At 65.9% G+C, this 21,563-nt stretch carries 21 protein-coding genes; 4 read left to right on the top strand and 17 right to left on the bottom strand.

Annotated features, from left to right (window positions below; all coding sequences use genetic code 11):
* Window positions 1-375: 375 nt before the first annotated feature.
* From N2603_RS24410 to N2603_RS24400, 3 genes are all read right to left on the bottom strand, one after another.
* Window positions 376-2,634, bottom strand: coding sequence for a CHASE3 domain-containing protein (locus N2603_RS24410; protein WP_260384156.1), 2,259 nt, complete (start codon window positions 2,632-2,634; stop codon window positions 376-378).
* Window positions 2,631-3,041 (bottom strand): response regulator, encoded by a 411-nt coding sequence (locus N2603_RS24405; RefSeq protein ID WP_260384155.1) that lies wholly within the window; start codon window positions 3,039-3,041, stop codon window positions 2,631-2,633. Before N2603_RS24405 ends, N2603_RS24410 begins: the two co-directional genes overlap by 4 nt.
* A 246-nt stretch (window positions 3,042-3,287) precedes the next feature.
* A complete protein-coding gene (locus N2603_RS24400) occupies window positions 3,288-3,989 on the bottom strand; it encodes a BA14K family protein (protein ID WP_018647518.1) in 702 nt (233 codons plus the stop codon).
* Between the two features lie 243 nt (window positions 3,990-4,232).
* Here N2603_RS24400 and N2603_RS24395 point away from each other — a divergent pair, with 243 nt between their 5' ends.
* Complete coding sequence (locus N2603_RS24395; RefSeq protein ID WP_026312721.1) at window positions 4,233-4,640, top strand: NADH:ubiquinone oxidoreductase subunit NDUFA12; 408 nt, start codon at window positions 4,233-4,235, stop codon at window positions 4,638-4,640.
* A gap of 357 nt (window positions 4,641-4,997) precedes the next feature.
* Here the strand turns inward: N2603_RS24395 and N2603_RS24390 are convergent, their stop codons facing one another.
* The gene (locus N2603_RS24390; protein WP_260384154.1) at window positions 4,998-5,717 is read right to left on the bottom strand and encodes a DUF899 family protein; all 720 of its coding nucleotides are present in this window, start codon (window positions 5,715-5,717) and stop codon (window positions 4,998-5,000) included.
* Window positions 5,718-5,799: 82 nt separating this feature from the next.
* Window positions 5,800-6,486: a DJ-1/PfpI family protein gene (locus N2603_RS24385; RefSeq protein ID WP_018646952.1), complete on the bottom strand. Its 687-nt coding sequence runs from the start codon at window positions 6,484-6,486 to the stop codon at window positions 5,800-5,802.
* 105 nt (window positions 6,487-6,591) lie between these two features.
* Here N2603_RS24385 and N2603_RS24380 point away from each other — a divergent pair, with 105 nt between their 5' ends.
* Together N2603_RS24380 and N2603_RS24375 are read left to right on the top strand one after the other, a co-directional pair.
* A complete protein-coding gene (locus tag N2603_RS24380; protein ID WP_260384153.1) occupies window positions 6,592-7,530 on the top strand; it encodes a GlxA family transcriptional regulator in 939 nt (312 codons plus the stop codon).
* Between the two features lie 35 nt (window positions 7,531-7,565).
* Window positions 7,566-8,360, top strand: a complete 795-nt coding sequence (locus N2603_RS24375) for a methyltransferase domain-containing protein (protein WP_260384152.1) — start codon at window positions 7,566-7,568, stop codon at window positions 8,358-8,360.
* Window positions 8,361-8,367: 7 nt separating this feature from the next.
* On the opposite strand, the gene N2603_RS24370 is transcribed toward N2603_RS24375, so the two are convergent.
* Both N2603_RS24370 and N2603_RS24365 read right to left on the bottom strand, forming a co-directional pair.
* A complete protein-coding gene (locus tag N2603_RS24370; RefSeq protein WP_260384151.1) occupies window positions 8,368-9,375 on the bottom strand; it encodes a Na+-dependent transporter in 1,008 nt (335 codons plus the stop codon).
* 119 nt (window positions 9,376-9,494) lie between these two features.
* Window positions 9,495-10,442 (bottom strand): alpha/beta hydrolase, encoded by a 948-nt coding sequence (locus N2603_RS24365; RefSeq protein ID WP_260384150.1) that lies wholly within the window; start codon window positions 10,440-10,442, stop codon window positions 9,495-9,497.
* 220 nt (window positions 10,443-10,662) lie between these two features.
* On the opposite strand from N2603_RS24365, the gene N2603_RS24360 reads away from it, so the two are divergent.
* Window positions 10,663-11,700 (top strand): DUF2155 domain-containing protein, encoded by a 1,038-nt coding sequence (locus N2603_RS24360; protein ID WP_260384149.1) that lies wholly within the window; start codon window positions 10,663-10,665, stop codon window positions 11,698-11,700.
* A 10-nt stretch (window positions 11,701-11,710) separates the two neighbouring features.
* On the opposite strand, the gene aat is transcribed toward N2603_RS24360, so the two are convergent.
* From aat to N2603_RS24310, 10 genes are all read right to left on the bottom strand, one after another.
* The gene (gene aat / locus N2603_RS24355) at window positions 11,711-12,391 is read right to left on the bottom strand and encodes a leucyl/phenylalanyl-tRNA--protein transferase (protein WP_020608089.1); all 681 of its coding nucleotides are present in this window, start codon (window positions 12,389-12,391) and stop codon (window positions 11,711-11,713) included.
* A gap of 52 nt (window positions 12,392-12,443) precedes the next feature.
* Complete coding sequence (locus N2603_RS24350) at window positions 12,444-13,559, bottom strand: sensor histidine kinase (protein WP_018646959.1); 1,116 nt, start codon at window positions 13,557-13,559, stop codon at window positions 12,444-12,446.
* Window positions 13,556-13,996: a response regulator gene (locus N2603_RS24345; protein ID WP_018646960.1), complete on the bottom strand. Its 441-nt coding sequence runs from the start codon at window positions 13,994-13,996 to the stop codon at window positions 13,556-13,558. The genes N2603_RS24350 and N2603_RS24345 overlap by 4 nt, the downstream gene beginning before the upstream one ends.
* Window positions 13,993-15,510: a sensor histidine kinase gene (locus N2603_RS24340; RefSeq protein WP_260384148.1), complete on the bottom strand. Its 1,518-nt coding sequence runs from the start codon at window positions 15,508-15,510 to the stop codon at window positions 13,993-13,995. Before N2603_RS24340 ends, N2603_RS24345 begins: the two co-directional genes overlap by 4 nt.
* Window positions 15,511-15,617: 107 nt before the next feature.
* Window positions 15,618-16,976, bottom strand: a complete 1,359-nt coding sequence (accC, locus tag N2603_RS24335; protein ID WP_260424242.1) for an acetyl-CoA carboxylase biotin carboxylase subunit — start codon at window positions 16,974-16,976, stop codon at window positions 15,618-15,620.
* Between the two features lie 60 nt (window positions 16,977-17,036).
* Window positions 17,037-17,525, bottom strand: coding sequence for an acetyl-CoA carboxylase biotin carboxyl carrier protein (accB, locus tag N2603_RS24330; protein WP_260384147.1), 489 nt, complete (start codon window positions 17,523-17,525; stop codon window positions 17,037-17,039).
* A gap of 35 nt (window positions 17,526-17,560) precedes the next feature.
* Window positions 17,561-18,028: a type II 3-dehydroquinate dehydratase gene (gene aroQ / locus N2603_RS24325; RefSeq protein ID WP_129273091.1), complete on the bottom strand. Its 468-nt coding sequence runs from the start codon at window positions 18,026-18,028 to the stop codon at window positions 17,561-17,563.
* Between the two features lie 225 nt (window positions 18,029-18,253).
* Entirely contained in the window at window positions 18,254-19,048 is a 795-nt protein-coding gene (locus tag N2603_RS24320) for a DUF1236 domain-containing protein (RefSeq protein ID WP_260384146.1), read from the bottom strand.
* Window positions 19,049-19,262: 214 nt separating this feature from the next.
* Window positions 19,263-20,030, bottom strand: a complete 768-nt coding sequence (locus N2603_RS24315; protein WP_260384145.1) for a DsbA family protein — start codon at window positions 20,028-20,030, stop codon at window positions 19,263-19,265.
* Between the two features lie 98 nt (window positions 20,031-20,128).
* Window positions 20,129-21,532, bottom strand: a complete 1,404-nt coding sequence (locus tag N2603_RS24310) for a M48 family metalloprotease (RefSeq protein WP_260384144.1) — start codon at window positions 21,530-21,532, stop codon at window positions 20,129-20,131.
* Window positions 21,533-21,563 lie beyond the last annotated feature (31 nt).

Raw genomic sequence — 21,563 nt, 5'->3', positions numbered from 1 at the left:
CGAGCACCTGTCGAAGCTGCGCCGTCAATTCCGGCCGCAGACCAAGATCCCAGCTGTGCATCTGGTGACCGCTCGGTATCGCGCTCCGTAAGCGGACTGTCGCGACACCGGCTCCAACATTGGTCGCCGAGAGCATGCTCAGAGACTGGGCTGGTGAGACGATTTGTCCTTGAGATGCGCTTGATTTTTGCTTGAGACCGGCCCGATCGAGATCAAAACGGCCTTACTCGCTGCATAGCGCGGTGTCGGAACACCTCGGACGCGGATCCGGGCGAGCTACGGCGTCTCAAGAGGACAACCGGAACTCACATCCTGAGCCAGTGCCCTCGACCTCAAATATGGTGTGACTGCAGCGCGCCTTCGGTAGTTCACGCGCTAGCTCGCCGCCATCCCGCCGCCATTCAGCGCCTTCCGGATCATCTCGGCGAGCTGGTTGCGGCGATAGGGCTTTGTCAGCAGCAGCACGCCGTCATCTAACTTGCCGTGATGGACGATGGCGTTGTCGGTGTAGCCGGAGGTGTAGAGCACCTTCAGCCCGGGGCGGAGCTTGGCCACCTTCTCGGCGAGCTCGCGCCCGCTGATGCCGCCGGGGATGACGACGTCGGTGAACAGCAGGTCGAAGGCCTGGCCGCCTTCGATCAATTCCAGCGCCGCCCGGCTGTCGGGCGCGGCGACGGTCTTGTAGCCGAGGCTCTGGAGCTGCGCGGTGACGAAGTTGCGCACCAGCGAATCGTCCTCGACCACGAAAATGGTCTCGGCACCGCCTTCGGCCTGCGGCGCGACATTCGCGGCCGCGTCCGGCGCGCCTTCGCCCGGCGGCAGATACAGCTTGATCGTGGTGCCGTGGCCTTCCTCGCTGTAGATCTTGATGTGGCCGCCGGACTGCTTGACGAAGCCATAGACCATGGAGAGGCCAAGGCCGCTTCCCTTGCCGACCTCCTTGGTGGTGAAGAACGGCTCGAACGCCATCTGCTGGGTATCGGCCGACATGCCGGTGCCGGTGTCGCTGACCGCGAGCATCACATAGGGGCCGGGCCGAACCTCCGCATTGGCCTGCGCATAGGCCTCGTCGAGCACGACGCGGTGAGTCTCCAGCAGCAGCTTGCCGCCGTTCGGCATGGCGTCGCGGGCGTTGATCGCCATGTTGAGCACGGCATTGGTGAGCCGGGACGGATCGATATGCGCCGTCATCGGCCCCTGTTCCAGCACCGTCTCGATCTGGATCTGCTCGCCGAGCGTGGGGCGCAGCAGTTTGGCGATGTCCGCAATCGCGGCGTTGATCTCGACGTTGCGCGGCTGCAGCGGCTGCCGGCGCGCAAACGCGAGCAGGTGCTGGATCAGCTCGGCGCACCGCTCGGCGGCGTCGTCGATCAGGCGCGCCACGCGCTGCAGCTCCGGCTGCTGCTTCAGGCTCGCGACCAGCGTCTCCGTGTTGCCGGAGATGACGGTCAGCATGTTGTTGAAGTCGTGCGCGACGCCGCCGGTCAGCTTGCCGATGGCATCCAGCTTCTGCGACTGGTGCAGTTGCCGCTCGGTCTCGCGCGAAGTGGTCGCGTCGTGATAGACCAGCACCGCGCCCGAGATGTCGCCTTGCCCGTCCAGCATCGGCCGGCCGCTGATCATGAGATGGCGGATCTGATTGCCGCTGTGCGGGCGGACGATCATCTCCAGATCTTCGAACTCCTCGCCGCTCAGCACGCGCGCCGAAGGCAGCTCTTTTGCCTTCATCGGCGTGACGCCGTCGCCGTGAAAGACGTCGGACAACGCCCGCAGATTGCCGAGGTTCATGCCGCTGCGATGCAGCAGCATGCGCTCGGCGGCCGGATTGGACAGAAGGACGTTGCCCTCGGCGTCGATGACCAGCACAGCCTCCGCCATGCTGCGAAACGTGCTCTGGAGCACGTTGACCGACAACCGCAGCTCATCATGCGCGACGACCAGATGCTCGGTGCGCTCGGCGACCGCGGCCTCGAGCTGCTCCTTGGCGGCCGTGGTCTCCAATAGCGTGCTCTTGAGCGCGAACTGGGTGCGCTGACTCGCGCGCATCACCATCACGACCAGCAGCAGGATCACCAGCGCGCCGGCGACGTCGATGCCGAGCAGCACGATGCCGGTGCGGCGCGAATCCTGGGAGCGTGCGGCGAGGAGGCGCTCCTCATCTGCGCTCAAATGGTCGAGATTGGCCATCACCGTGTCCATCAGGCCGCGGCCTTCGGCCTTGCTGTTGAGCGCGGTAATGCCGGCCTGGTCGTTCATGGCGCGCAGGCGCATCGCCTCGGCGGCGATCTCGACCCGGCGCAGCGCCAGCGGCTCGGTGCCCTCCAGCAGCGCGACCTGATCGGGATTGTCGCGCACGCCGCGCTTGAGATCGGCGAGGGCCGGCGCGATCTGGGCATGGACCGCCTCGAACTCGTCCTTGAAGCCCGGGCTGCGATAGAGCTCGTAGCCGCGCGCGGCGCTCTCGGCGCGGCGCAGCAGCACGCGCAGATCGGAGATCTTCTTCTGCACTTGGACGGTGTGATTGACCCATGCGGCCTCGGACCGCGACTTCACGTCGAGGGCGATCGAGGCTGCGGTGATGATCAGGAGGATTGCAAGTCCCGCACCGAGAATGACGCGCTGCGTTGGAATCAAGGGGCTTCTTTCTTGTCCTTTGCGCTCTCGCCGGCGAGACATTCCCGGATGCTGGTCAGCAGCGCTTCCGGCGTGAACGGCTTGCGCAGGCAGCGGCTCGCGCCGAGCTCCAGCGCCATGCGCAGGAAGTCGGGAGAGGGCGAGGCGGACGAGGCGAAGGCATAGCCGGACATCGCGATCAGCGGAATCGCCGGCGCGCGCTCGTGAAAGATGCGGATGGATTCGAAGCCGCGCATGTGCGGCATGAAGATATCGACCAGCATCACGTCGTAGGGCTGCGCTTCCAGCGCAGCCAATCCCGTTTCGCCGCCGTCAGCCAGCGTGACGTCGAAGCCCTGACGTTGGAGGAGGACCTCGATGGTCGCGCCGACCATCGGATCGTCATCTACCACGAGGATACGCGGCATGACACTTCCCAGTAGATCGAAGTCCCCACAGGCAATGGTGATATCCGCGAATCGTGGGTCGGGTCAATTTTGGATTGGATCAGGGTAGATATGCACGGTGCGGTGAATAGAGGTCCCGTTGCATCAACTTGTACGCAACGTTGAGCCGCGGAGTCCGATACACGCGAAACAGGTGACGGATATGACACTCGCGAAAAAGGCGCCGCATTGCTGCGACGCCTCGTCCTTCAAACGTGTTCGGTCCGCTTACGGGCAGGGATGACGCTGACCGTCATAGCCGAGATATGTGCCGGAGGCCGGATCATACGATCTGTAACGCTGCGCGCAGTAGGCCGCGGAATCGCCGCCACCGTCGGGCACCACCGCCACTGACGGCTCATCATAATAACTGTCGCCATAGTAGTAGGGGTCATCGTAGTACCCGCCGCCGTAATAGGCATACGAGCCGAGGCCGCCGATCGCGGCGCCAGCCGCGAAGCCGGGCCAGAATCCGCCACCACGATGGTGCCAGCGACGGCCGCTCCAATTGCCGCTGCCGCCTTGCCAGTTACCCGCGGTTGCGACGCTGCGCGTCCCGCTGAAGGACGGCGCTACGGTGGGACGGCTCGCCATGCCGCCTACGAAACCGCTGCTCGGACGTACGGCCGTGCCGGCCGCGAAACTGCCGCCGCTCGGACGCACCGCTGCGCCGGCCGCGAAGTTGCCGCCGCTCGGGCGCATCGCCGCGCCTGCCGCGAAATTGCCGCCGCCGCCGTGGAAGGCCGCGCCGCCGCCGCCAATCCTCGCGCCGCCGCCGCCGCCGCCGAAGTGAGCACCCCCACCACCGCCGTGGAAGGCCGCACCACCACCGCCGCCGCGACCACCATGGCCCTGTGCGAAGCTCGGGGTCGCCAGCGGAAGAACCAGCGCCAAGGTGGCTGCCGCGCTCAAGACTTTCAGACTTTTCATGATCAAACTCCTTTCCCGGAAGCCAACCCCACGACAGCGCGGTGGTTCCTGGATCACGCCGGTTTGCGTGTGAGGAAGCGTCTCACCGGACCGCTGTACCCGGCATGAACGGATCGCGTCCGATTTGCGGCGGAAGCGGGTGTCCAGGGCGCGCATTTGTGGCGGGGCGTGCCCGCACCCGGCGAACTGGACATTTCGCCCTCCGGATGGCATCAGGACCCGACGAAGCAGGGCCCTTGCCGCATGAAACAATTCTTTCTCAAGTTCTTCACCTGGTGGAGTGGCCAGACGTTTGGCACCCAGCTCTGGACCAAGCGGTACGGCGAGCTGGTCGGCCAGGACGAGCAGGGCAATCTCTATTATCGCACCCGCGGCGGGGAGATCGATCCGACCCTCGGCTTCGAGCGGCGCTGGGTGATCTATAACGGCTATGCCGAGGCGAGCCGCATCCCGCCGGCCTGGCACGGCTGGATCCATCATGTCGTCGACACCCCGCCGACCGAGATCAACTACCAGCCCCGTGAGTGGGAAAAGCCGCACCAGCCGAATCTCACCGGCACGGCCAAGGCGTACCGGCCCTCCGGCTCGACGCTCGCCAGCGGCAAGCGTCCCAAGGCGACCGGCGACTACCAGCCCTGGACGCCCGGCTAAACCACCCGCGATATTCAATCGTTCGACTGGATGCACATGCATCCCCGCTACACCGCTGTGGACAACGGGAACAGCGGGGATGTCGCTTGCGCGGGCGTTGCATTGATACGGGCGATGCGGCTCAATGATCCCATCTTACGGAGATGGGAGACCATCGCGTTCGGTTCGGGCAACAGCTCGCGACTGTCCCGAAATGCAGCGGCCGCCGACAAGGACTCGATCGGGAGATAGGCCCCCGGTCAGGAAGCTCCGAAATCGCCCGATGTGAATGTGCAGCCGCCGTGAGACAGGAAAGGCCGCTTGTGAAACCGAGCGGCCTTTTTCTTTGACGCCGCTTCGTCAGCCGGTTTGTGCACCTCAGTCGTAGCGCACCTTCGGGAAGAAGTCGCCGCGGCCTTCAGGCGTCATGTCGAGCAGGCCCCAGAGCGGATCGACCAGATCACCGGCGCGATGATGCTGCTTCGCCGCGGGCGGCGCGAAGCTCATCTCCGAGCCCCAGAAGTGCCTGATCTTGCCGTTCGCTCTCTTGAAGACGTTGAAGATCGTTTCGTCCCAGTTCTGCCCCTCGGGAACGTGGTGCTGCGCGCGCATACCCCTGGAGAATTTCGAAGTGTCGCCGAAGTAGTCCGCGTCAAAGCCGTTGCCGGCGGTGGACAGCAGCGACAGATGTTCCCAACCGCGTTCGTGGGCCCAGGCGGCGAGACGCGCGATCGGCGATTTTGCAACGATGTGAAGTGCGGCACGCTCGCCGATATGCCGTGCGGCGCCGTCGAGCCCGTCAAGCAAATGGGTACAGCCGGGGCAGGGCAGCTCGCGCTCCGGCCCATACATGAAGCTGTACAGGATCAGCGTGTCATGCGGGCCGAACAGCTCCGACATCCTGACCTGTTCCGGCATGCTCGTTTTGCCGATGCGCTCGAAGACGTAATTCTGGGGCACCTCGCCGCCGAGTGGCAGCGCGCGACGCCTGGCGGAAACGGCCTCAATCTGGGCCCGGAGGGCAATCTCCTCGTCCAGCAGCGCATTTCGCGCGGCACGATACTCGGTGCTTTCGTTGGGATAGTGGAGATGCTCCATGATTGCGCTCCGGATGCCGTGAGTTTCGTGCGGGCTTAACTCGTCCCCCGAAATCTCAGTTCCACCACCGAAGCCCGAATGCCTACATCACACGCGCCGCCGCGCGTTCGACGGCATCGAGGCGGTAGGCCTGCAAAGGCTCAATGCGCTGTTTGACGAAAGCGAGCACTTCGGCGGGCGCGGTATCGGGCGAGCCGGAATTGAACGGCGGCGCCGGATTGTATTCGATCCCGAGCTGGATCGCCTCCGCCGCGGTGCGGTTGACCAGGATCGACACCAGCGTCAGCGCGAAATCGATACCTGCGGTGACGCCGCCGCCCGTCACGCGGTTGCGATCGACGCAGACGCGCGTCTTGGTCGGCGTCGCGCCGAACTGGCTGAGCATCTCCATCGCGCTCCAATGGGTGGCGGCGCGGTAGCCCTTCAATAGGCCGGCGGCGCCGAGCGCCAGCGAACCCGTGCAGACCGAGGTGACGTATTTGGCGCCCTCGGCCTGCCGGCGCAGGAAGTCGAGCACCTCCTCGTCATTGAGCAGGTCGTCGGTGCCGCGGCCGCCGGGCACGCAGATCACGTCGAGTTGCGGGCAGTCGGCGAATGTCGTGGTCGGCGTCACGATGAGCGCGGAATCGCTCGGGACCGGCTCGATCCGCTTCCAGATCAAGTGCAGCTGGGCGCCGGGAACGGCGGAGAACACCTGCAACGGGCCGGTGAAGTCGAGCTGGGTGACGCGCGGGAACACCAAAAGTCCAATCTGGAGCGGCGCCGACATGAGAACCTCCAATGAAGAGCTTGACGGGCGCAAACTGGCATGATGCCCTTCTGTCCAAAATGGCGTAATTCCCTCTATTTCGGACATTTCATTCGGAGCGGGCCCATGATCGGCATCCTGATCTTCCCGGACTTCCAGCTGCTCGACGCGGCAGGTCCGATCTCGGTATTCGAGATCGCGGCGCGTGCGTCCGGCAAGCCGCTTGCACTGCGGGTGCTGGCGGCGAAGGCGGGGCTCGTACGCAGCTCGTCGGGTGTCGAGATGATGGCGCGAGATCTCAAGTCGGCGAACGCCATCACGACGCTCGTCATCGCGGGCGGCGCCGGCGTTGCGGAGGCAGCGCGCTGCGAGGTCACGCGGGCCTTCGTGCAACGGCTGGCCAAGCGCGGTGTGCGGGTCGCCAGCGTCTGCTCGGGCGCCTTTGTGCTCGCCGAAGCCGGCTTGCTCGACGGCCGCCGCGCCACGACGCATTGGGGCCGAACGCGCGAGTTCGTCGCGCGCTATCCGAGGGTGAAGTTCGAGCCGGACCAGATTTTTACCCGCGACGGTCACGTGTGGACGTCGGCGGGCATCAGCGCGGGAATTGACCTCGCGCTGGCGATGGTCACCGAGGACGACGGCGAGGAGATCGCGCAGGCGACGGCGCGGCAGCTTGTGCTGTACCACCGTCGCAGCGGCGGCCAGTCGCAATTCTCCTCGCTGCTGGAGTTGAAGGCGCCGAACGGCCGCTTCGGCGCGCTGCTGTCCTGGGCGCGCGAAAATCTCGACGCGCCGCTGACCGTGGAGGAGCTCGCCGATCGCGCCGGGATGAGCGCGCGGCATTTTGCCCGCGCCTTCGCTGCCGAGACCGGCACCACGCCCTCCAAGGCGGTCGAGCGGCTCCGGCTCGAAGTTGCGCGCGAACGCGTGCAGTCCTCGCGCGAGGCCATCGAGCTCGTTGCGGAAACGACCGGCTTCCGCGACCCCGAGCGCATGCGCCGCGCCTTCATCCGTGCCTTCGGCCAGCCGCCGCAGGCGCTGCGGCGCGCGGCGCGGGCGGGGTAGGACATCTCACTTGCCGTGCGACCATGGAGGCGACGATGAGCGGAATGGAGTACAGCAATGAGAACGCGAAGCGGCTCCAGCGACTCTATCTCACGGAAGATGTGAAGGCCCAGCGCGCGGAGACCATCCGGCAGCTCGACCTGTCTGCCGGCGAGCGTGTTCTCGATATCGGATGCGGTCCGGGCTATCTCTGCGAAAGCATGGCTGAACTCGTCGGGCCTCATGGATCTGTCGTAGGCATCGATGTGTCGACCGACCTGATCGCCTTCTGCAACCGGCAGAAGGCTTCGGAGTGGATTTCATATGCCCTCGGCAACGCGACGGAACTGGATCAGCCCGATGCATCGTTCGACGCCGTCGTGTGCACTCAGGTCGCCGAGTATGTGCCCGATGTCGACCGCGTCCTCATCGAGGCATGTCGCGTCCTGAAACCGGGCGGCCGAACGATTTTTGTCGCAACGGATTGGGACGCCGTGGTCTGGCATTCCGATAGCCGGGAACGCATGGCTGCCATCATGAAATCATGGGAGGCGCATTGCGCCCATCCGCGTCTGCCCAGGTCGATGGCCTTAAGACTGGTCAATGCCGGATTTCGTCTGGACGGCGCGTCCGTCTTTCCGATTCTCAATTTGCGGTACGATGACGCGAGCTACAGCAAGGGACTGGCACAGGGGATCCGGGATTTCGTCGGCCGCACGAACGACGTTTCAGCCGATGATCTCACTGCATGGCACAGCGAGTTCGAGCGCCTCGACGGGGCGGGACAATATTTCTTCAGCACCAATCGCTATATCTTCAAGGCGTCGAAACCTGCTCCGGCGCCGGCATGAGAGCGGCCTAGCTCGTGCTGTCTGCGGCAGCCGCGCCGGCGCCGCCGCTGTGCGCCGTCAGGCGCCGCGCGATCGGCGTCAGCAGATAGGGCGCAAGATGGATCGGAAACTGCGTCAGCGCGAAATAGAGCCAGGTCGTCGGCGGCAACGCGCCTGCGGTTGCCGCCAGCATCAGGCCGAGATTGCGCTGTGACACCATCAGGCCGATCGCAAACGCACGCTCGGTGCCGGCGCGGCGGAAGATCAGTGTCGTCAGCGCGAGCAGGGTGAAATAGACCGCGAAGGCGAGCAGCGCGACGCCGATCGCGAACACGGGATCGGCGACGAAGTCACGCGCGACGTCGCCCATCACGGCGGACGCGAAGACCAGCAGGATGAGGATGTTGAAGCCGTCGATCGGCCGCTTGTGGCGGTGGATCGCAGCGGCGCCGACAATCCAGCGGATCGCCGTCGCGCCAATCAGCGATGCCGCGAGGATGCCGAGCAGCTTCAGGCCGAGCGTGAGCGGCGAGATGCTCAGCATGCCGCCGAGAAACAGGCTCGCGAACAATGAAGCGGTGAAGGGCACGAGCGCGGTCGCGGTGACCAGCGTGACCAGCGGGAGCGTCGCATCGAGGCCGATCAGCGCTGCGAGCGCGGGCGCGGCCATCATCGGCGAGGCCATGGCCTGGAGCATCAGCGCGAGGAAGAGGCCGGGCGAGCTTCGGTCGAGCCCGCTGCCATGGGCGAGCAGTCCGACGATCAGCGGCACGGCGATCGTGGTCCAGGCCGTCGCGCCCGCGATCAAGGCAGGCCGGCGCAGATGGCCGTAGAGCGCCACGAGATCGACCCGCATGAAGGAGATGCAGAGCAGGCAGAGGATCGCCTCGGTTACGTAGGGACGCAGCAGCGCGCCGAGCGGCGGCACTGCGACCGCGATGAACGCGATGGCCGCCACGGCGCGCGTGCCCTGGTCACCGAGCCAGGTCAGGGCGCGAAGGGGGAGGGCGAGGAGGGTTTTGAGGAGGGAAGGCATCTCGATCGGCGTTGTAAGTGCGTAGCCCGGATGAGCGCAGCGATATCCGGGACAGGTCTTTCCGTGTGGTGAGAGCGGTCCCGCATGTCGCTACGCTCATGCGGGCTACGGCGTTCGATCTACCCCAATCCCTTCAACCACGCGCCGATCTCGCTCACGGCGACATTGGCCTGCTGCAAGAGCTTGCCCATGGTGAAGAAGCCATGGAACTGGCCGGGATAGTGCTTGTACGCGACTGATACGCCGGCCTGCTTCAGGCGCGCGGCATATTCATCGCCTTCGTCGCGCAGGGGATCGGCGCCGGCGGTCAGCACATAGGCCGGCGGCAGGCCCGCGAGGTCTTGCGCGCGGGCCGGCGAGGCCCGCCAGTCGTGGATGTCGGCGGTGCCGTTGAGATAGTGATCGCGGAACCAGCGGATCACCGAATGGGTCAGCAGCACGCTGGTCTCGGGCTCGCGGTGCGAGCCGTGCGTCATGGCGAAATCGGTCGCCGGATAGATCAGCAGCTGGCCGGCGATCGCGGGGCTGCCGGCGTCGCGGGCGGCGAGCGCAACGACCGCGGCGAGATTGCCGCCGGCGCTGTCGCCGCCGATCGAGAGGCGGGAGGCGTCGATGCCGAGCTCGCGCGCGTGGGCGGCGATCCATCTGGTCGCGGCGATCGCGTCATCGGCGGCGGCTGGAAACTTGTGCTCGGGCGCGAGGCGGTAGTCGACCGAGATCACGATCAGCGCGCCTGAATCTGCAAGCTGGCGGCAGACCACGTCGTGGGAGTCGAGATCGCCGATCACCCAGCCGCCGCCGTGGAAGAATACCAGAGCCGCCGAAAGACCATCGTGCCGGCGCGGTTCGCTCGGAACGTAGAGGCGGGCGGGGATCTCCCCGTGCGGCGCCGGGATCGCGAGAGAGGTGACGCGGGCGAGTTCCGGCGGCTCCGGGTTGGTGGCAAAGCGCGCCTGCAGGTAATAGGCGCGGGCCTCCGGCGCGGTCAGGGTCTCGTAGGCAGGGCGGCCGGCCTCCTGGAAGGCCCTGTAGACTGCGGCGGCATCGGGATCGAGGGCAACGGGCATCGGGGGCGACCTCTGAGGTTTCTGGTTATGGTTGGACGTCGTGTCCGGGAGGCGAATGCCCGCCTTATGCCCGCCTTGGGTGCCGGGAGGGGGTATCCGACTATCCCATCCGGGAGCCGGTCTGGCCAGACAGCGCCGGGAAGGGCTGGGATGCCGCCCTTCCCCCGCCGTATTCGGCGTGTTAACCGGAGGGCCTGCGAGCGGCGGTATCCCCTGTAGAATGTCCAACAAGCCCGATTCGCTGTTGAAGCCGCGCGAGATGTTCAAAACCTTTTCCCTGACAGGCCTTGCGGCGCTTTTGGCCGCTACCGCGCTGACGGTTGCGACGCCTGCGCAGGCCCAGATCGGCACCATCTTCTCCGATCCGCCGCCGAGGCCGCCGGGTGCGATTCCGCGCGGCCAGCCGCAGCCTCAGATCCCTGACGACGACGAGGAGGTCCCCGAGCTGCCGCCGCAGGGCCGCGTGCTGCCCTCGCGCCCGATGGCGCCGCCTCAGGGACGGCAGGGGAATGTCATGCCGGGACCGGTCGAGACTCAGCCTCTGGCGCCGCCGCCGGGCTCGACCGTCGCTCCGCCAAATCAGCCGCCCTCCGCCGCGATCGCTCCGCCCAGTCCGCAAGGCGCCCCGGGTGCGCCCGGTCAGCGCCAGCCGCAGCAGAAGGGAGGGCCGGGCGGCGCCGTGCCGCAGACGCCGGCGAGCCTCCAGCCGGGCGACGAGGTCGTGACCGAGCCGCCGGCCCAGAAGATCGTGAACAAGAAGGCGACCTTCTCCGGCCTCGACAAGATCACCGGGCGCATCATCAATTTCGACGAGGAGATCGGCGAGACTGTCCAGTTCGGAGCGCTCCGCGTCAAGACCGACGCCTGCTACGCGCGCCCGGCGACGGAAGCCGCCAACACCGACGCCTTCGTCGAGGTCGACGAGATCACCTTGCAGGGTGAGGTGAAGCGGATCTTCTCGGGCTGGATGTATGCGGCGAGCCCAGGCCTGCACGGCGTCGAGCATCCGATCTACGACATCTGGCTCACCGACTGCAAAGAGCCGCAGCAGACCATTGCGACCGCGGCGCCCGATCCTGCGAACAAGCCCGCGCCTCCGCCGCCGCCTCCCGCGCAGAAGAAGGCCGCGCCCAAGCAGGCGGTGCAGCAGCGTCCGGCGCAGCCGTTGCCGCCTCCACCGCAAGCGCAACCAGCGCCGCCACCTCCGCAGCCGCAGGAGCAGCGGGGTCTGTTCGGCTTGCCCGGCTTCGGCCGCTAGCCTCGTTTGTCTATTGCCTTGAAGCGATGATCTCGAGCGCGCGTGCGCCCGGGATCGCGTCGCCAGACGAGAGCCTCAGGAAGTCGCCGGCATCTCCAGCGAGCGCCTTGTCGAGCAGCGCAGTGTAGCGCCGCCGCGAAATCTCGACCGCGCCAAAACTCTTCAGATGCTCGGTGACGTACTGCGTGTCGAGCAGCTCGAAGCCGCCATGGATCAGCCGCGCCACCAGATGCACCAGCGCGACCTTCGAGGCATCGCGCGCGGTGTGAAACATGCTCTCGCCGAAGAAGGCGCGTCCCAGGCTCACGCCGTAGAGCCCGCCGACGAGCTCGTCGCCCTGCCATGCCTCAACGCTGTGGCAGTGGCCGAGCTCGAACAGGCCGCCATAGAGGTCGCGGATGCGCTTGTTGATCCAGGTGTCTTCGCGCCCGGCCTGCGGCGCGGCGCAGCCGGCGATCGTGGCCTTGAAGGCGGTGTTGACGGTCACACGAAACGCCTCCGAGCGCACGGTGCGTGCAAGACGCGAGGCCACGCGAAAACCGGCGAGCGGGATGACGCCGCGCAGCTCCGGCTCGACCCAGAACAGGGTCGGATCGTCGGCGCTTTCGGCCATCGGAAAGATGCCGCAGGCATAGGCGCGCAGCAGTACGGCCGGCGTGATCTCAGACGAGGCGGAATCGCGCGAAGTCATGGCCTGCGACAATAGCAGGATCGCAATGCGGTTGCGATGGGGGCGAGGCGGGTCAGCTCGCGGCGGCGTTGTTGGCCTTGCCGGGCGGCGCGGGCAGGCGCTGGAACCGGAGCACGATGCGGGTTCCGGAATGGGTGGGGTCACGCTCCACCGAGGCGTCGAGCTTGGTGGCCATGGCGGCGACGATGCGCTGGCCCATGCCGGTGGAACGCGGGTCGGCCTTGACGTTGTCGCCGACGCCGTCGTCGGCGATCGTCAGCAGGAGATCCTCGCCCTGCGAGGTCAGCTCGACGTGGATCGGGCCGGCGCCGTCGGGATAGGCGTATTTCACCGCGTTCATCACCAGCTCGTTGACGATGATGCCGACGGCGACCGCGCGGTCCGGGTCGATCTCGATCGGCTCGGCCTTCAGCGTCAGGCGCGACATCCGGTTACCTTCGGCCGAGCGGCGCAGATCCTCGAGCAGCGAATCCAGATACTGGTTCAGCACCACGCTCTTCAGATCCTGCGAGGTGTAGAGGCGGCGGTGCACCTGCGCGACCGCGGCGACGCGGCCCATCGCGTTGGTCAGCGCGGCCTTGACCTCTTCCTGCGCGGCGGAGCTGGCCTGAAGGTGCAGCAGGGAGGCGATGATCTGGAGCGAGTTGCCGACGCGGTGATTGACCTCGCGCAGCAAGAGCTCGCGCTCGGCGGCAAGCGCGGCGTAGCGGTCGCGCGAGGCGTGAACCTCGGCTTCCGCCTCCTCGCGTGCCCTCTGCAGCTCGGCCTGGCGCAGCGCGCCCTCGGCGGCGACGTGGAGCAGGGGGATGAAGTCACCCTTGACGTCCTTGACGAGATAATCGGCCGCACCCGCCTTCAGCGCGGTGACAGCGATGCTGGAGTCCTGCGAGGCCGTGACGAACACCACGGGAGGCGCGTCCGGGATCGCCATGATCTGCTCGAGCGTCTCGAGGCCGTCGAGGCCCGGCATGTACTGGTCGAGCGCAATAACGTCGATGCTGCCTTTGATACCGTCCTGCGCGCCGGCCCCGCGGATGTGCTCGAGGCCTTCCTCGCCGCTGGCGGCGTGGATGACCCTGTAGCCGCGCCGCGTCAGGCCGCGTTCGACCAGGCGCGCGAGCGCGTCGTCGTCGTCGATATAGAGCAGTGTCGGCGTTGGCTGGTTCATGGGGCGGCGGGCGGAACCTGGATGACCGAGAAGAACAGCCCGAGCTGCCGGATGGCGTTGGCGAAATTCTCGTAATTGACGGGTTTGGTGATGTAGACGTTGCAGCCGAGCTCGTAGCAGCGCTTGATCTCCTGGGAATCGTCGGTGGTCGTGAGCACGACCACCGGCGAGGCCTTGAGATATCTGTTTTCCTTGATCTGCTTCAGGATGTCGATCCCGCTCATGTCGGGCAGGTTGAGGTCGAGCAGGATCAGGAGGGCGTTGCCCTTCTGGGGAAGCCCGCTGCCGTCGGCGCCGAACAGATGCTTCATCGCATCGGTGCCGTTGGCGAACGAGATGATCTCGTTGTTGACGCCGGAGCGGCGGATGTTGCGCTCGATCAGCCGGGCGTGCCCCTCGTCGTCCTCGATCATGATGATGGTGACTGGCTGCGTCATCGATCTGTCTTCCGGGTGGTGGCGTTCCAGGCGACGGGCAGCGTGATGGTGAACGTGCTGCCCGCGTTGAGTTCCGACGATACCGACATGGTGCCGCCGAGACGACGCACAAGTGCACGCACATGTGCAAGACCTATGCCCTGTCCCGGCTTGTCCTGGGTTCCCGCACGGCGGAACAGGTCGAATATCCGCTGATGATCCCTAGCGTCGATGCCGCGGCCGTTGTCGCTGATCTCGAAGATAGCGTAGCCGAGCTTGGTCCGCCCGCGAATTCTGATCTCGCCGGGCACGCCGTTCTTCAAGTACTTGATCGCGTTGTCGATCAGATTCGAGAAGATCTGCTCCAGCGCAAGGCGATCGCTGACGATGTCAGGCAGCGGCTCGACGTGGATCTCGGCCTGCGCTTCGACGGCCTGATGCGCCAGCGTCGACACGATGGCCTCGACGAACTCGCGGATGTCGATCTTCTCCGGCTGGAATTCGCGCCGGCCCTCGCGGGTGAGGTTGAGGATCGCCGAGATCAGCCGGTCCATCTTGGCGATCGACGATTTGATGAAGCCGAGCGCCTCGGAGAAATCCTCGGAAAGCTGCTTGTCGGGACCTTCGAGTGCGATCTCGCCGGAGGCCAAGGGCGGCCCGTCGGCCGGAACGTGGGTGAGGCTGCTGACGCGACGGAAGATGTCGCCGCCGAGCTCTTCGAGCTCGCTGGTGAAGCCCATGATGTTGACGAGCGGTGAGCGCAGGTCGTGGCTCACGATATAGGCGAAACGCTGGATCTCGTTGTTGGCCTCGCGCAGGTCAGCCGTGCGTTCGTCGACGACGGCCTCCAGATTGAGGTTGGCATCGCGCAGACGCGTCTCGGCCTCGTCGCGAATGCGCGCCGAGCGCCGCAGCAGCCAGATCGAGATCAGGGCGAGCACCACCACGAGGCCCGAGCCGATGCCGGTGAGGGACGCGGCCAGCGTCTGGCTGCGGTCGGCATTGACGGAGCGCTGCCGGAACAGCCGCTCCTCTTCGCGGATCATCGCGTTGGCGAAGTTGGTGATCGTGGTGGTCGTGGTGCCGGCGGCGGCCTCGCGGACGAGCGCCTTGGCATCGTCGGGCCGACCTTGCTTGACGAAATCCATCTCGCGCGCGAACTGGCCGAGCCGGACCTCGATCGCGGCGCTCAGCTTCTCGACGCTGTCGCGCTGCGCCGGACTGTCGCCGATTTGGCGCGTGAGCTTGTCGAGCGCCGGAATGATCGCTGCGATGGCCCGCTCATGATCCGCCTGGAAATCCGGTCCCTGCGTCAGGAGAAAGCCGCGAGCGCTGCTCTCGGCCCGTCGGACCTCGAGCAGCAGCGTGTTGACCTGGTTCTCCACCTCGATGGTGTGGAGCACCCATTTGCTGTCGTCGCGCGCCTTGTTGACGAGGTAGACCGAGCCGGCGCTGATCACGGTCAGCACCACAAGGCCCGCTGCGAACAGCAGGATGTGCCAAAACGCGCGCCGCCGCTGCGCTTCAGCCGTCACGACGGTGTCGCCCGGTCGAGATCAATGGAAATCCAACGCCCCTTTTCAAACAGCTCCCAGCTGCTCAAAACGCCCGTGAAGGCAACGGGTTCCCGGCGGTGGGGGATTTATTTGGGGGCGGGTTCCGCCTTGCCGGCCAGATACTGTTCCAGCCAGTGGATGTGATAGTCCCCGTTGATGATGTCGTCCTGACGAACGAGGTCGCGGAACAGCGGCAGTGTGGTCTCGATGCCTTCGACCACCATCTCGTCCAGCGCCCGGCGCAGCCGCATCAGGCATTCGGCGCGGGTCTTGCCGTGCACGATCAGCTTGCCGACGAGGGAATCGTAATAGGGCGGGATCGTGTAGCCCTGATAGACGGCGGAATCGATCCGCACGCCGAGCCCGCCGGGCGGGTGATATTGCGTGATGCGGCCCGGCGAGGGCCGGAAGGTCTGCGGATTCTCCGCGTTGATCCGGCACTCGATGGCGTGGCCGATGATCTGGATCTCGCTCTGCTTCGCCGGCAGCTCGCCGCCGGCGGCGATGCGGATCTGCTCCAGCACGAGGTCGATGTCGGTGATGCTCTCGGTGACGGGATGCTCGACCTGGATGCGCGTGTTCATCTCGATGAAGTAGAACTCGCCGTCCTCGAACAGGAACTCGATGGTGCCGACGCCGAGATATTTCATCTCGCGCATCGCCTTGGCGCAGGTCTCGCCGATCTTGGCGCGCGCGGCGGCGGCCAGCACGGGCGAGGGGCCTTCCTCCCAGACCTTCTGGTGGCGGCGTTGCAGCGAGCAGTCGCGCTCGCCGAGATGGATCGCGCCGCCGCGGCCGTCGCCGAGGATCTGGATCTCGATATGGCGCGGCTTCTGGAGGTATTTTTCGAGATAGACCGAGGCATCGCCGAAGGCGGATTTGGCCTCGTTGGCCGCCGTCGACAGCGCCAGCTGGAGGTCGGCCTCGCTGTGGGCGACCTTCATGCCGCGGCCGCCGCCGCCCGCCGCCGCCTTCACCAGCACGGGAAAGCCGATCTTCTTCGCGATCGCCATGGCGTCATCGTCGGGGCCGACCGCACCGTCCGAGCCGGGCACCACGGGGATGCCGAGCTTCTTGGCGGTCTTCTTGGCCTCGATCTTGTCGCCCATCAGGCGGATGTGCTCGGCCTTGGGGCCGATGAAATGCAGATTGTGCTCGCCGAGGATTTCCGCGAAGCGCGCGTTCTCGGAGAGGAAGCCGTAGCCGGGATGCACGGCATCGGCGCCGGTGATCTCGCAGGCCGCGAGCAGCGCGGGCACGTTGAGATAGCTGTCCTTGGACGCCGGCGGCCCGATGCAGACGCTCTCGTCCGACAGGCGCACATGCATGGCATCAGCGTCGGCCGTGGAGTGAACGGCAACGGTCGCGATCCCGAGCTCCTTGCAGGCCCTGAGGATGCGAAGGGCGATCTCGCCGCGGTTGGCTATGAGGATCTTGTCGAACATGGTGCCCTTGAGGGACTGGCGCGCGGAAAGCGGCGAGGGCGGGCTGGCCGCCCTCAACAATTACTCGATGATGACCAGCGGCTCGCCGTACTCGACCGGCTGGCCGTCCTCGACCAGGATCTGCGTCACCGTGCCGGCGCGCGGCGAGGGGATCTGGTTCATGGTCTTCATGGCTTCGATGATCAGCAGGGTCTGGCCGACCGAGACCTTGCTGCCGACCTCGATGAACGGCTTGGCGCCGGGCTCCGGCGCCCAATAGGCGGTGCCGACCATCGGCGAGGTCACCGCGCCGGGATGCTTCGACAGGTCTGCCGCTGCGGGTGCTGCGGCGGCGACGGCTGCCGGCAGAGCGGCGGGAGCGGCTGCAATCGGCATCGGCATGGTCGCGGCGACGCTGATGTTGCGGGCGACGCGCAGGCGCAGGCCCGCGCGCTCGATCTCGATCTCCGTAAGGCTGGTCTCGTCGAGCAGAAGGGCGAGCTCGCGGACGAGCGCGGAATCCTCGCTGGAAAACTTTGCGGCTGCTTTGTCGTCTGGCTGGCGCGCCATGTTGTTTGATCCGAATGTTCTGTTGGAAGGGAGCGTCAGGCTTTGGGCTTGATGCCGAGCTTGGCGGCAAGGCCCTGGATGGCGAGGCGGTAGCCTTCGATGCCGAAACCGCACAGCGAGGCGAACGCGGCGCGCGCGGTGTAGGAGTGGTGACGAAAACTCTCGCGGGCGTGGATGTTGGTCACATGCACCTCGACCGTCGGGATCTGCACCGCGAGCAGCGCGTCGTGCAGCGCGATCGAGGTGTGCGAATAGCCGCCGGCATTGATGATGATGCCCTTCATCTTGCGCGCATGCGCCTCGTGGATGAAGTCAATCAGCTCGCCCTCGCGGTTGGACTGGCGGCAGTCGGCCTTGAGGCCGAACGCCGCCGCCGTCTCGCGGCACAGCGCCTCGACGTCGGCCAGCGTCGCATGACCATACTTTTCAGGCTCGCGCGTCCCCAACATGTTGAGGTTCGGCCCGTTGAGAACGAGGATCGTGTCGGTTGCTGGTTCTGCCATTCCAATCCCGGAAGAGGTGCTTCGGCGTGGCGGGGTTATAGGTAACAAAGCGCCCTAGGGGAAGCCTTGAAGGACCTCCCAAGGGGCTTCAGGCACCTCATCCGGGGTGCAAAAACCTGTGCGGAAGCTACGGAAATTGCTTGTTAACCAGTCCAAAGCATGGCTGCCGGCCAAACGCAAGGAGGCGGGCATTGCTGCCCGCCCCCGAGATAGTCGTCATCAGCCCTAGACGTCGAGAACCGCGATGATCTCGTAGGTGTTCGGATCGATGATCACGATCTGCTCGCGGACCATGACGTAGCGATAGGTCCGCCACTCCGGATAGATCGTCGCAACCCGGGACGGCAGGGCGTGCAGCTCGATGCCCTCGCGCGGAATGCGGGTGCCGACCGAGACCGCGAAGTTCACATTGGTCACGGGAGCCACGCGCTGCTCGCGGATCACCGAGGTGATCTGGGTCCGCTGCTCGGTCGAGAGCTTGGCGGCCGCGCCAACCTGGCCGGTCGTCGTCTGCGACCGCTCGGTCCCGGTCTGGGTCTGGGTCTGGGTTTGCGAACCCTGGTGGCCAGGCGCGTTCATACCGCTGCGGTCTTCCTGACCTTGGGCCTTCATGTCCTTGGTGCCCTTGGTCTCGGTTTCCTTGCTCATGCTACCCTTGGACTTCTCGTCGCTCCGCGGGCTCTGGCCGACCGTCGACGACTTCTCCGACTGCGTCGACTTCTCACGCGTCGCACCCGGCTGGTCCTTGTTCATCTTGTCGGACTGAGTCGACTTGTCATGAGCGCTCGGCTGATCCTTCATGCCACCGGCCTGACCAACCGTTCCCTTGTCATGCTTGTCTTGCTTGTCCATGGACTCTTGCTTGCCCATGGAGCCGCTGCGCTCGCCAGAAGGCTGCGTACTGTGCTGGGTCTGCTGGCCACCCCCGTAGTCCTTGGTTCCGGTTCCTTGCGCGTTGGCAAAACCGGTGCCGGAGATCAGCGCCAAGGCTGCAACCGAGACCAAAAAGCGATTAGTCATTTGAACCTCTCCTCACGTGATTTCTTTGCGTCATTGCCCGCGCCGACAACGAAAGGAGAGCGTGGTCGTTCCGAATTCCAGGGGGTTCCGACGCGCTTTGTTTATTGAACGCCGGATGAACAGTCTCGCCCGGATCGCGACAAACTGCGTGCGAACCCGCGCAAAAAAAGAGGCCGGCGGTGAGCCGGCCTCTTTCAACGCAATGTCGTGTCGCTCAGCAGGTCGCCTTGCCGCAGCGGGCAATGCCGATCTTTTCCTTCAGGCCTTCAACGCCGACCGCGCCGATCACGATCTGCTTGCCGATCACGTAGCTCGGCGTGCCGTTCATGCCCATCGCCTCGGCGAGCTTGAAGTTCTCTTCGATGGTGGCGCGCACTTCGGGGCTGGTGAGGTCCTTCTCGATTTTCGCGGTGTCGAGCCCGGCGTCCTTGGCCGCCTGCATGGCGCGCGCCTTGTCGGCCGCGCCGCGGCCGCCGAGCAGCTTCTGGTGGAAATCGAGATACTTCTTGCCGGAGGGATCCTGCATACGCACGGCGACCGCGACCTGGGCGGCTTCGACCGAGCCCTGGCTCAGCACCGGAAACTCCTTCAGCACGACCTTCAGCTTCGGATCGCCCTTCATGAGGGTCAGCATGTCATCCATCGCGCGCTTGCAGTAGCCGCAATTGTAATCGAAAAACTCGACGAAGGTGACGTCGCCGTCCTTGTTGCCGAGCACGACCTGGCGCGGCGAGTTGAAGATCGCCTCGGAGTTCTGCGCGATGCTGGCCTCGTGCTTCTGCGTTTCGGCTGCGGCCTGGCGCTTGGTGAGCTCGGTCATCGCTTCCTCGAGCACCTCGGGATGGGTGACGAGATAGTTCTTGATGATCGCCTCGATGTCGGTGCGCTGGGCATCGGAGAAGCTGTCGGCCGACGCGGGCGCGGCTGCGCCGAACATGGCGAGCGCAAACAGCGCGGGGGCAAGCAGACGCAGCGAAGGCATAGGCAAATCCTCTTATCCAAAGCAGGTTTCGGAAAACGTCCCGGCGGACTCAAAGCTCGGTGTCGTGACGTCGTGGTCTCAAGGCGTCGTTCCAGTTTTCAGTTGCGCGGCGGCTTGGCCGCCACGATGTCGTCGGCCTTGACCCATCCGGGCGTGCCGACGGCGAAACGGGTTTTCGCGCGCGTTGCGAGCTCGCGGGCGGTCTTGTTGTCGCCGCGCAGGTAAGCGGCCTGCGCCGATGCGAGATCCGCCTCGGCATAGTCGCCCTTCCGGCCATAGGCCATCGCGAGCTGGGTATAACCGAGCACCGCCTCGGGCTCCCGCGCCACGGCGGTGCGAAGAATCCGAACGGCGTCTTCGGTGTAGGCTTTATTATCGGTTCCAACCAGAGCCTGCCCAAGTAACATCTCGATGAGGGGCGAGTTGTTGGAGAGTGCGACAGCCTTGCGCAGCGGAGCGATGGCCTCGGCGGGCTTGCCGCTCTCGAGCAGCGCCTGGCCGCGTACCTCGTAGAAATACGGGTTGTTGGGCTGGACCTGGATCAGGGCGTCGATCTGGGCGAGGGCGCTGCGCAGATCGCCGTGCAGATAGGTGCTGATGGCCCGGGCATAGCGCGCCGGCATGCTGTCGTTGGTCTGCGGATAGCGGCGATACACCGTCTCCGGCCGCTCCATGAAGGCCGAGATCTTGGCGCGCACCATGTCGTGGCGGAGCTGGAGTGCGGGATCGTCCTTCTTCTCCCAATAGGGACTGCTGCTGGCGAACTCCTGCAGTGCCGCGACGCGCTCGGCCGGCATCGGATGCGACTGGAGATAGGGGTCGGCGCCGCGCGCGGCGAACAGGCTCTCGCTGGTGAAGCGCTTGAAGGTCTCGTACATGCCCCTCGGCGACTGCTGGGTCGCGGTCAGGAATTTCACGCCGGCGCGGTCGGCGTTCTCCTCCTGCTGGCGCTGGTAGGACAGCAGCGTGCGGCGGATCATCTCCTGCGGTCCGGCGATCGCGGCGGCGCCCGCATTGGCAAGGCCGTTGTTGCCGGCGCTGCTTGAGCTGCGGGTGCTGCCGGCTGCGATCGCACCGGCGCCGAGCAGCATCGCGATGATCATCTGGGTCTGCGCGTTGGCGAGCTGCTCGCGCAGCTTGGACAGATGCCCGCCGGCCAGATGCCCGGTCTCGTGCGCGAGCACGCCGATGATCTGGTTCGGCGTCTCCGACTGGAGGATCGCGCCGTAATTGACGAAGATGCGGCGGCCGTCCGCGACGAACGCGTTGAACGCGCTGTCGTTGATGATCACCATCTGGATGTTCTGCTTCTCCAGACCGGCGACGCGCAGGATCGGGCGGGTATATTCGCGCAGCAGCTGTTCGGTCTCGGTATCGCGCAGGATCGGCGGCCCCTTGCTCTGCGCACGTGCCGCCGGGAGCGGCGCCAGTGCGATCGCCGCGGCCGTGACGAGGGCGGTGAGGGCGGAGGCCTTCTTGCGCAATGCGGTCTGGAGCAACATCAGGCGGTCTTGGTCAAACGGTCTCGGCAAA

Source organism: Bradyrhizobium huanghuaihaiense (genome assembly GCF_025200885.1).
GTDB classification, from domain to species: domain Bacteria; phylum Pseudomonadota; class Alphaproteobacteria; order Rhizobiales; family Xanthobacteraceae; genus Bradyrhizobium; species Bradyrhizobium huanghuaihaiense.
This window is presented reverse-complemented; position numbering and strand designations above follow the sequence as displayed.

Bases quoted from the DNA above. Each gene is read 5' to 3' on its own strand.
- N2603_RS24395 (WP_026312721.1), top strand. From the start codon at position 4,233: ATGAAACAATTCTTTCTCAAGTTCTTCACCTGGTGGAGTGGCCAGACG.
- accC (WP_260424242.1), bottom strand. From the start codon at position 16,976: ATGTTCGACAAGATCCTCATAGCCAACCGCGGCGAGATCGCCCTTCGC.
- N2603_RS24390 (WP_260384154.1), bottom strand. From the start codon at position 5,717: ATGGAGCATCTCCACTATCCCAACGAAAGCACCGAGTATCGTGCCGCG.
- N2603_RS24375 (WP_260384152.1), top strand. From the start codon at position 7,566: ATGAGCGGAATGGAGTACAGCAATGAGAACGCGAAGCGGCTCCAGCGA.
- accB (WP_260384147.1), bottom strand. From the start codon at position 17,525: ATGGCGCGCCAGCCAGACGACAAAGCAGCCGCAAAGTTTTCCAGCGAG.
- N2603_RS24320 (WP_260384146.1), bottom strand. From the start codon at position 19,048: ATGACTAATCGCTTTTTGGTCTCGGTTGCAGCCTTGGCGCTGATCTCC.
- N2603_RS24315 (WP_260384145.1), bottom strand. From the start codon at position 20,030: ATGCCTTCGCTGCGTCTGCTTGCCCCCGCGCTGTTTGCGCTCGCCATG.
- N2603_RS24345 (WP_018646960.1), bottom strand. From the start codon at position 13,996: ATGACGCAGCCAGTCACCATCATCATGATCGAGGACGACGAGGGGCAC.
- aat (WP_020608089.1), bottom strand. From the start codon at position 12,391: ATGACTTCGCGCGATTCCGCCTCGTCTGAGATCACGCCGGCCGTACTG.
- N2603_RS24400 (WP_018647518.1), bottom strand. From the start codon at position 3,989: ATGAAAAGTCTGAAAGTCTTGAGCGCGGCAGCCACCTTGGCGCTGGTT.
- N2603_RS24350 (WP_018646959.1), bottom strand. From the start codon at position 13,559: ATGAACCAGCCAACGCCGACACTGCTCTATATCGACGACGACGACGCG.
- N2603_RS24365 (WP_260384150.1), bottom strand. From the start codon at position 10,442: ATGCCCGTTGCCCTCGATCCCGATGCCGCCGCAGTCTACAGGGCCTTC.
- N2603_RS24385 (WP_018646952.1), bottom strand. From the start codon at position 6,486: ATGTCGGCGCCGCTCCAGATTGGACTTTTGGTGTTCCCGCGCGTCACC.
- N2603_RS24370 (WP_260384151.1), bottom strand. From the start codon at position 9,375: ATGCCTTCCCTCCTCAAAACCCTCCTCGCCCTCCCCCTTCGCGCCCTG.
- N2603_RS24310 (WP_260384144.1), bottom strand. From the start codon at position 21,532: ATGTTGCTCCAGACCGCATTGCGCAAGAAGGCCTCCGCCCTCACCGCC.
- N2603_RS24380 (WP_260384153.1), top strand. From the start codon at position 6,592: ATGATCGGCATCCTGATCTTCCCGGACTTCCAGCTGCTCGACGCGGCA.
- N2603_RS24405 (WP_260384155.1), bottom strand. From the start codon at position 3,041: ATGCCGCGTATCCTCGTGGTAGATGACGATCCGATGGTCGGCGCGACC.
- aroQ (WP_129273091.1), bottom strand. From the start codon at position 18,028: ATGGCAGAACCAGCAACCGACACGATCCTCGTTCTCAACGGGCCGAAC.
- N2603_RS24360 (WP_260384149.1), top strand. From the start codon at position 10,663: ATGTCCAACAAGCCCGATTCGCTGTTGAAGCCGCGCGAGATGTTCAAA.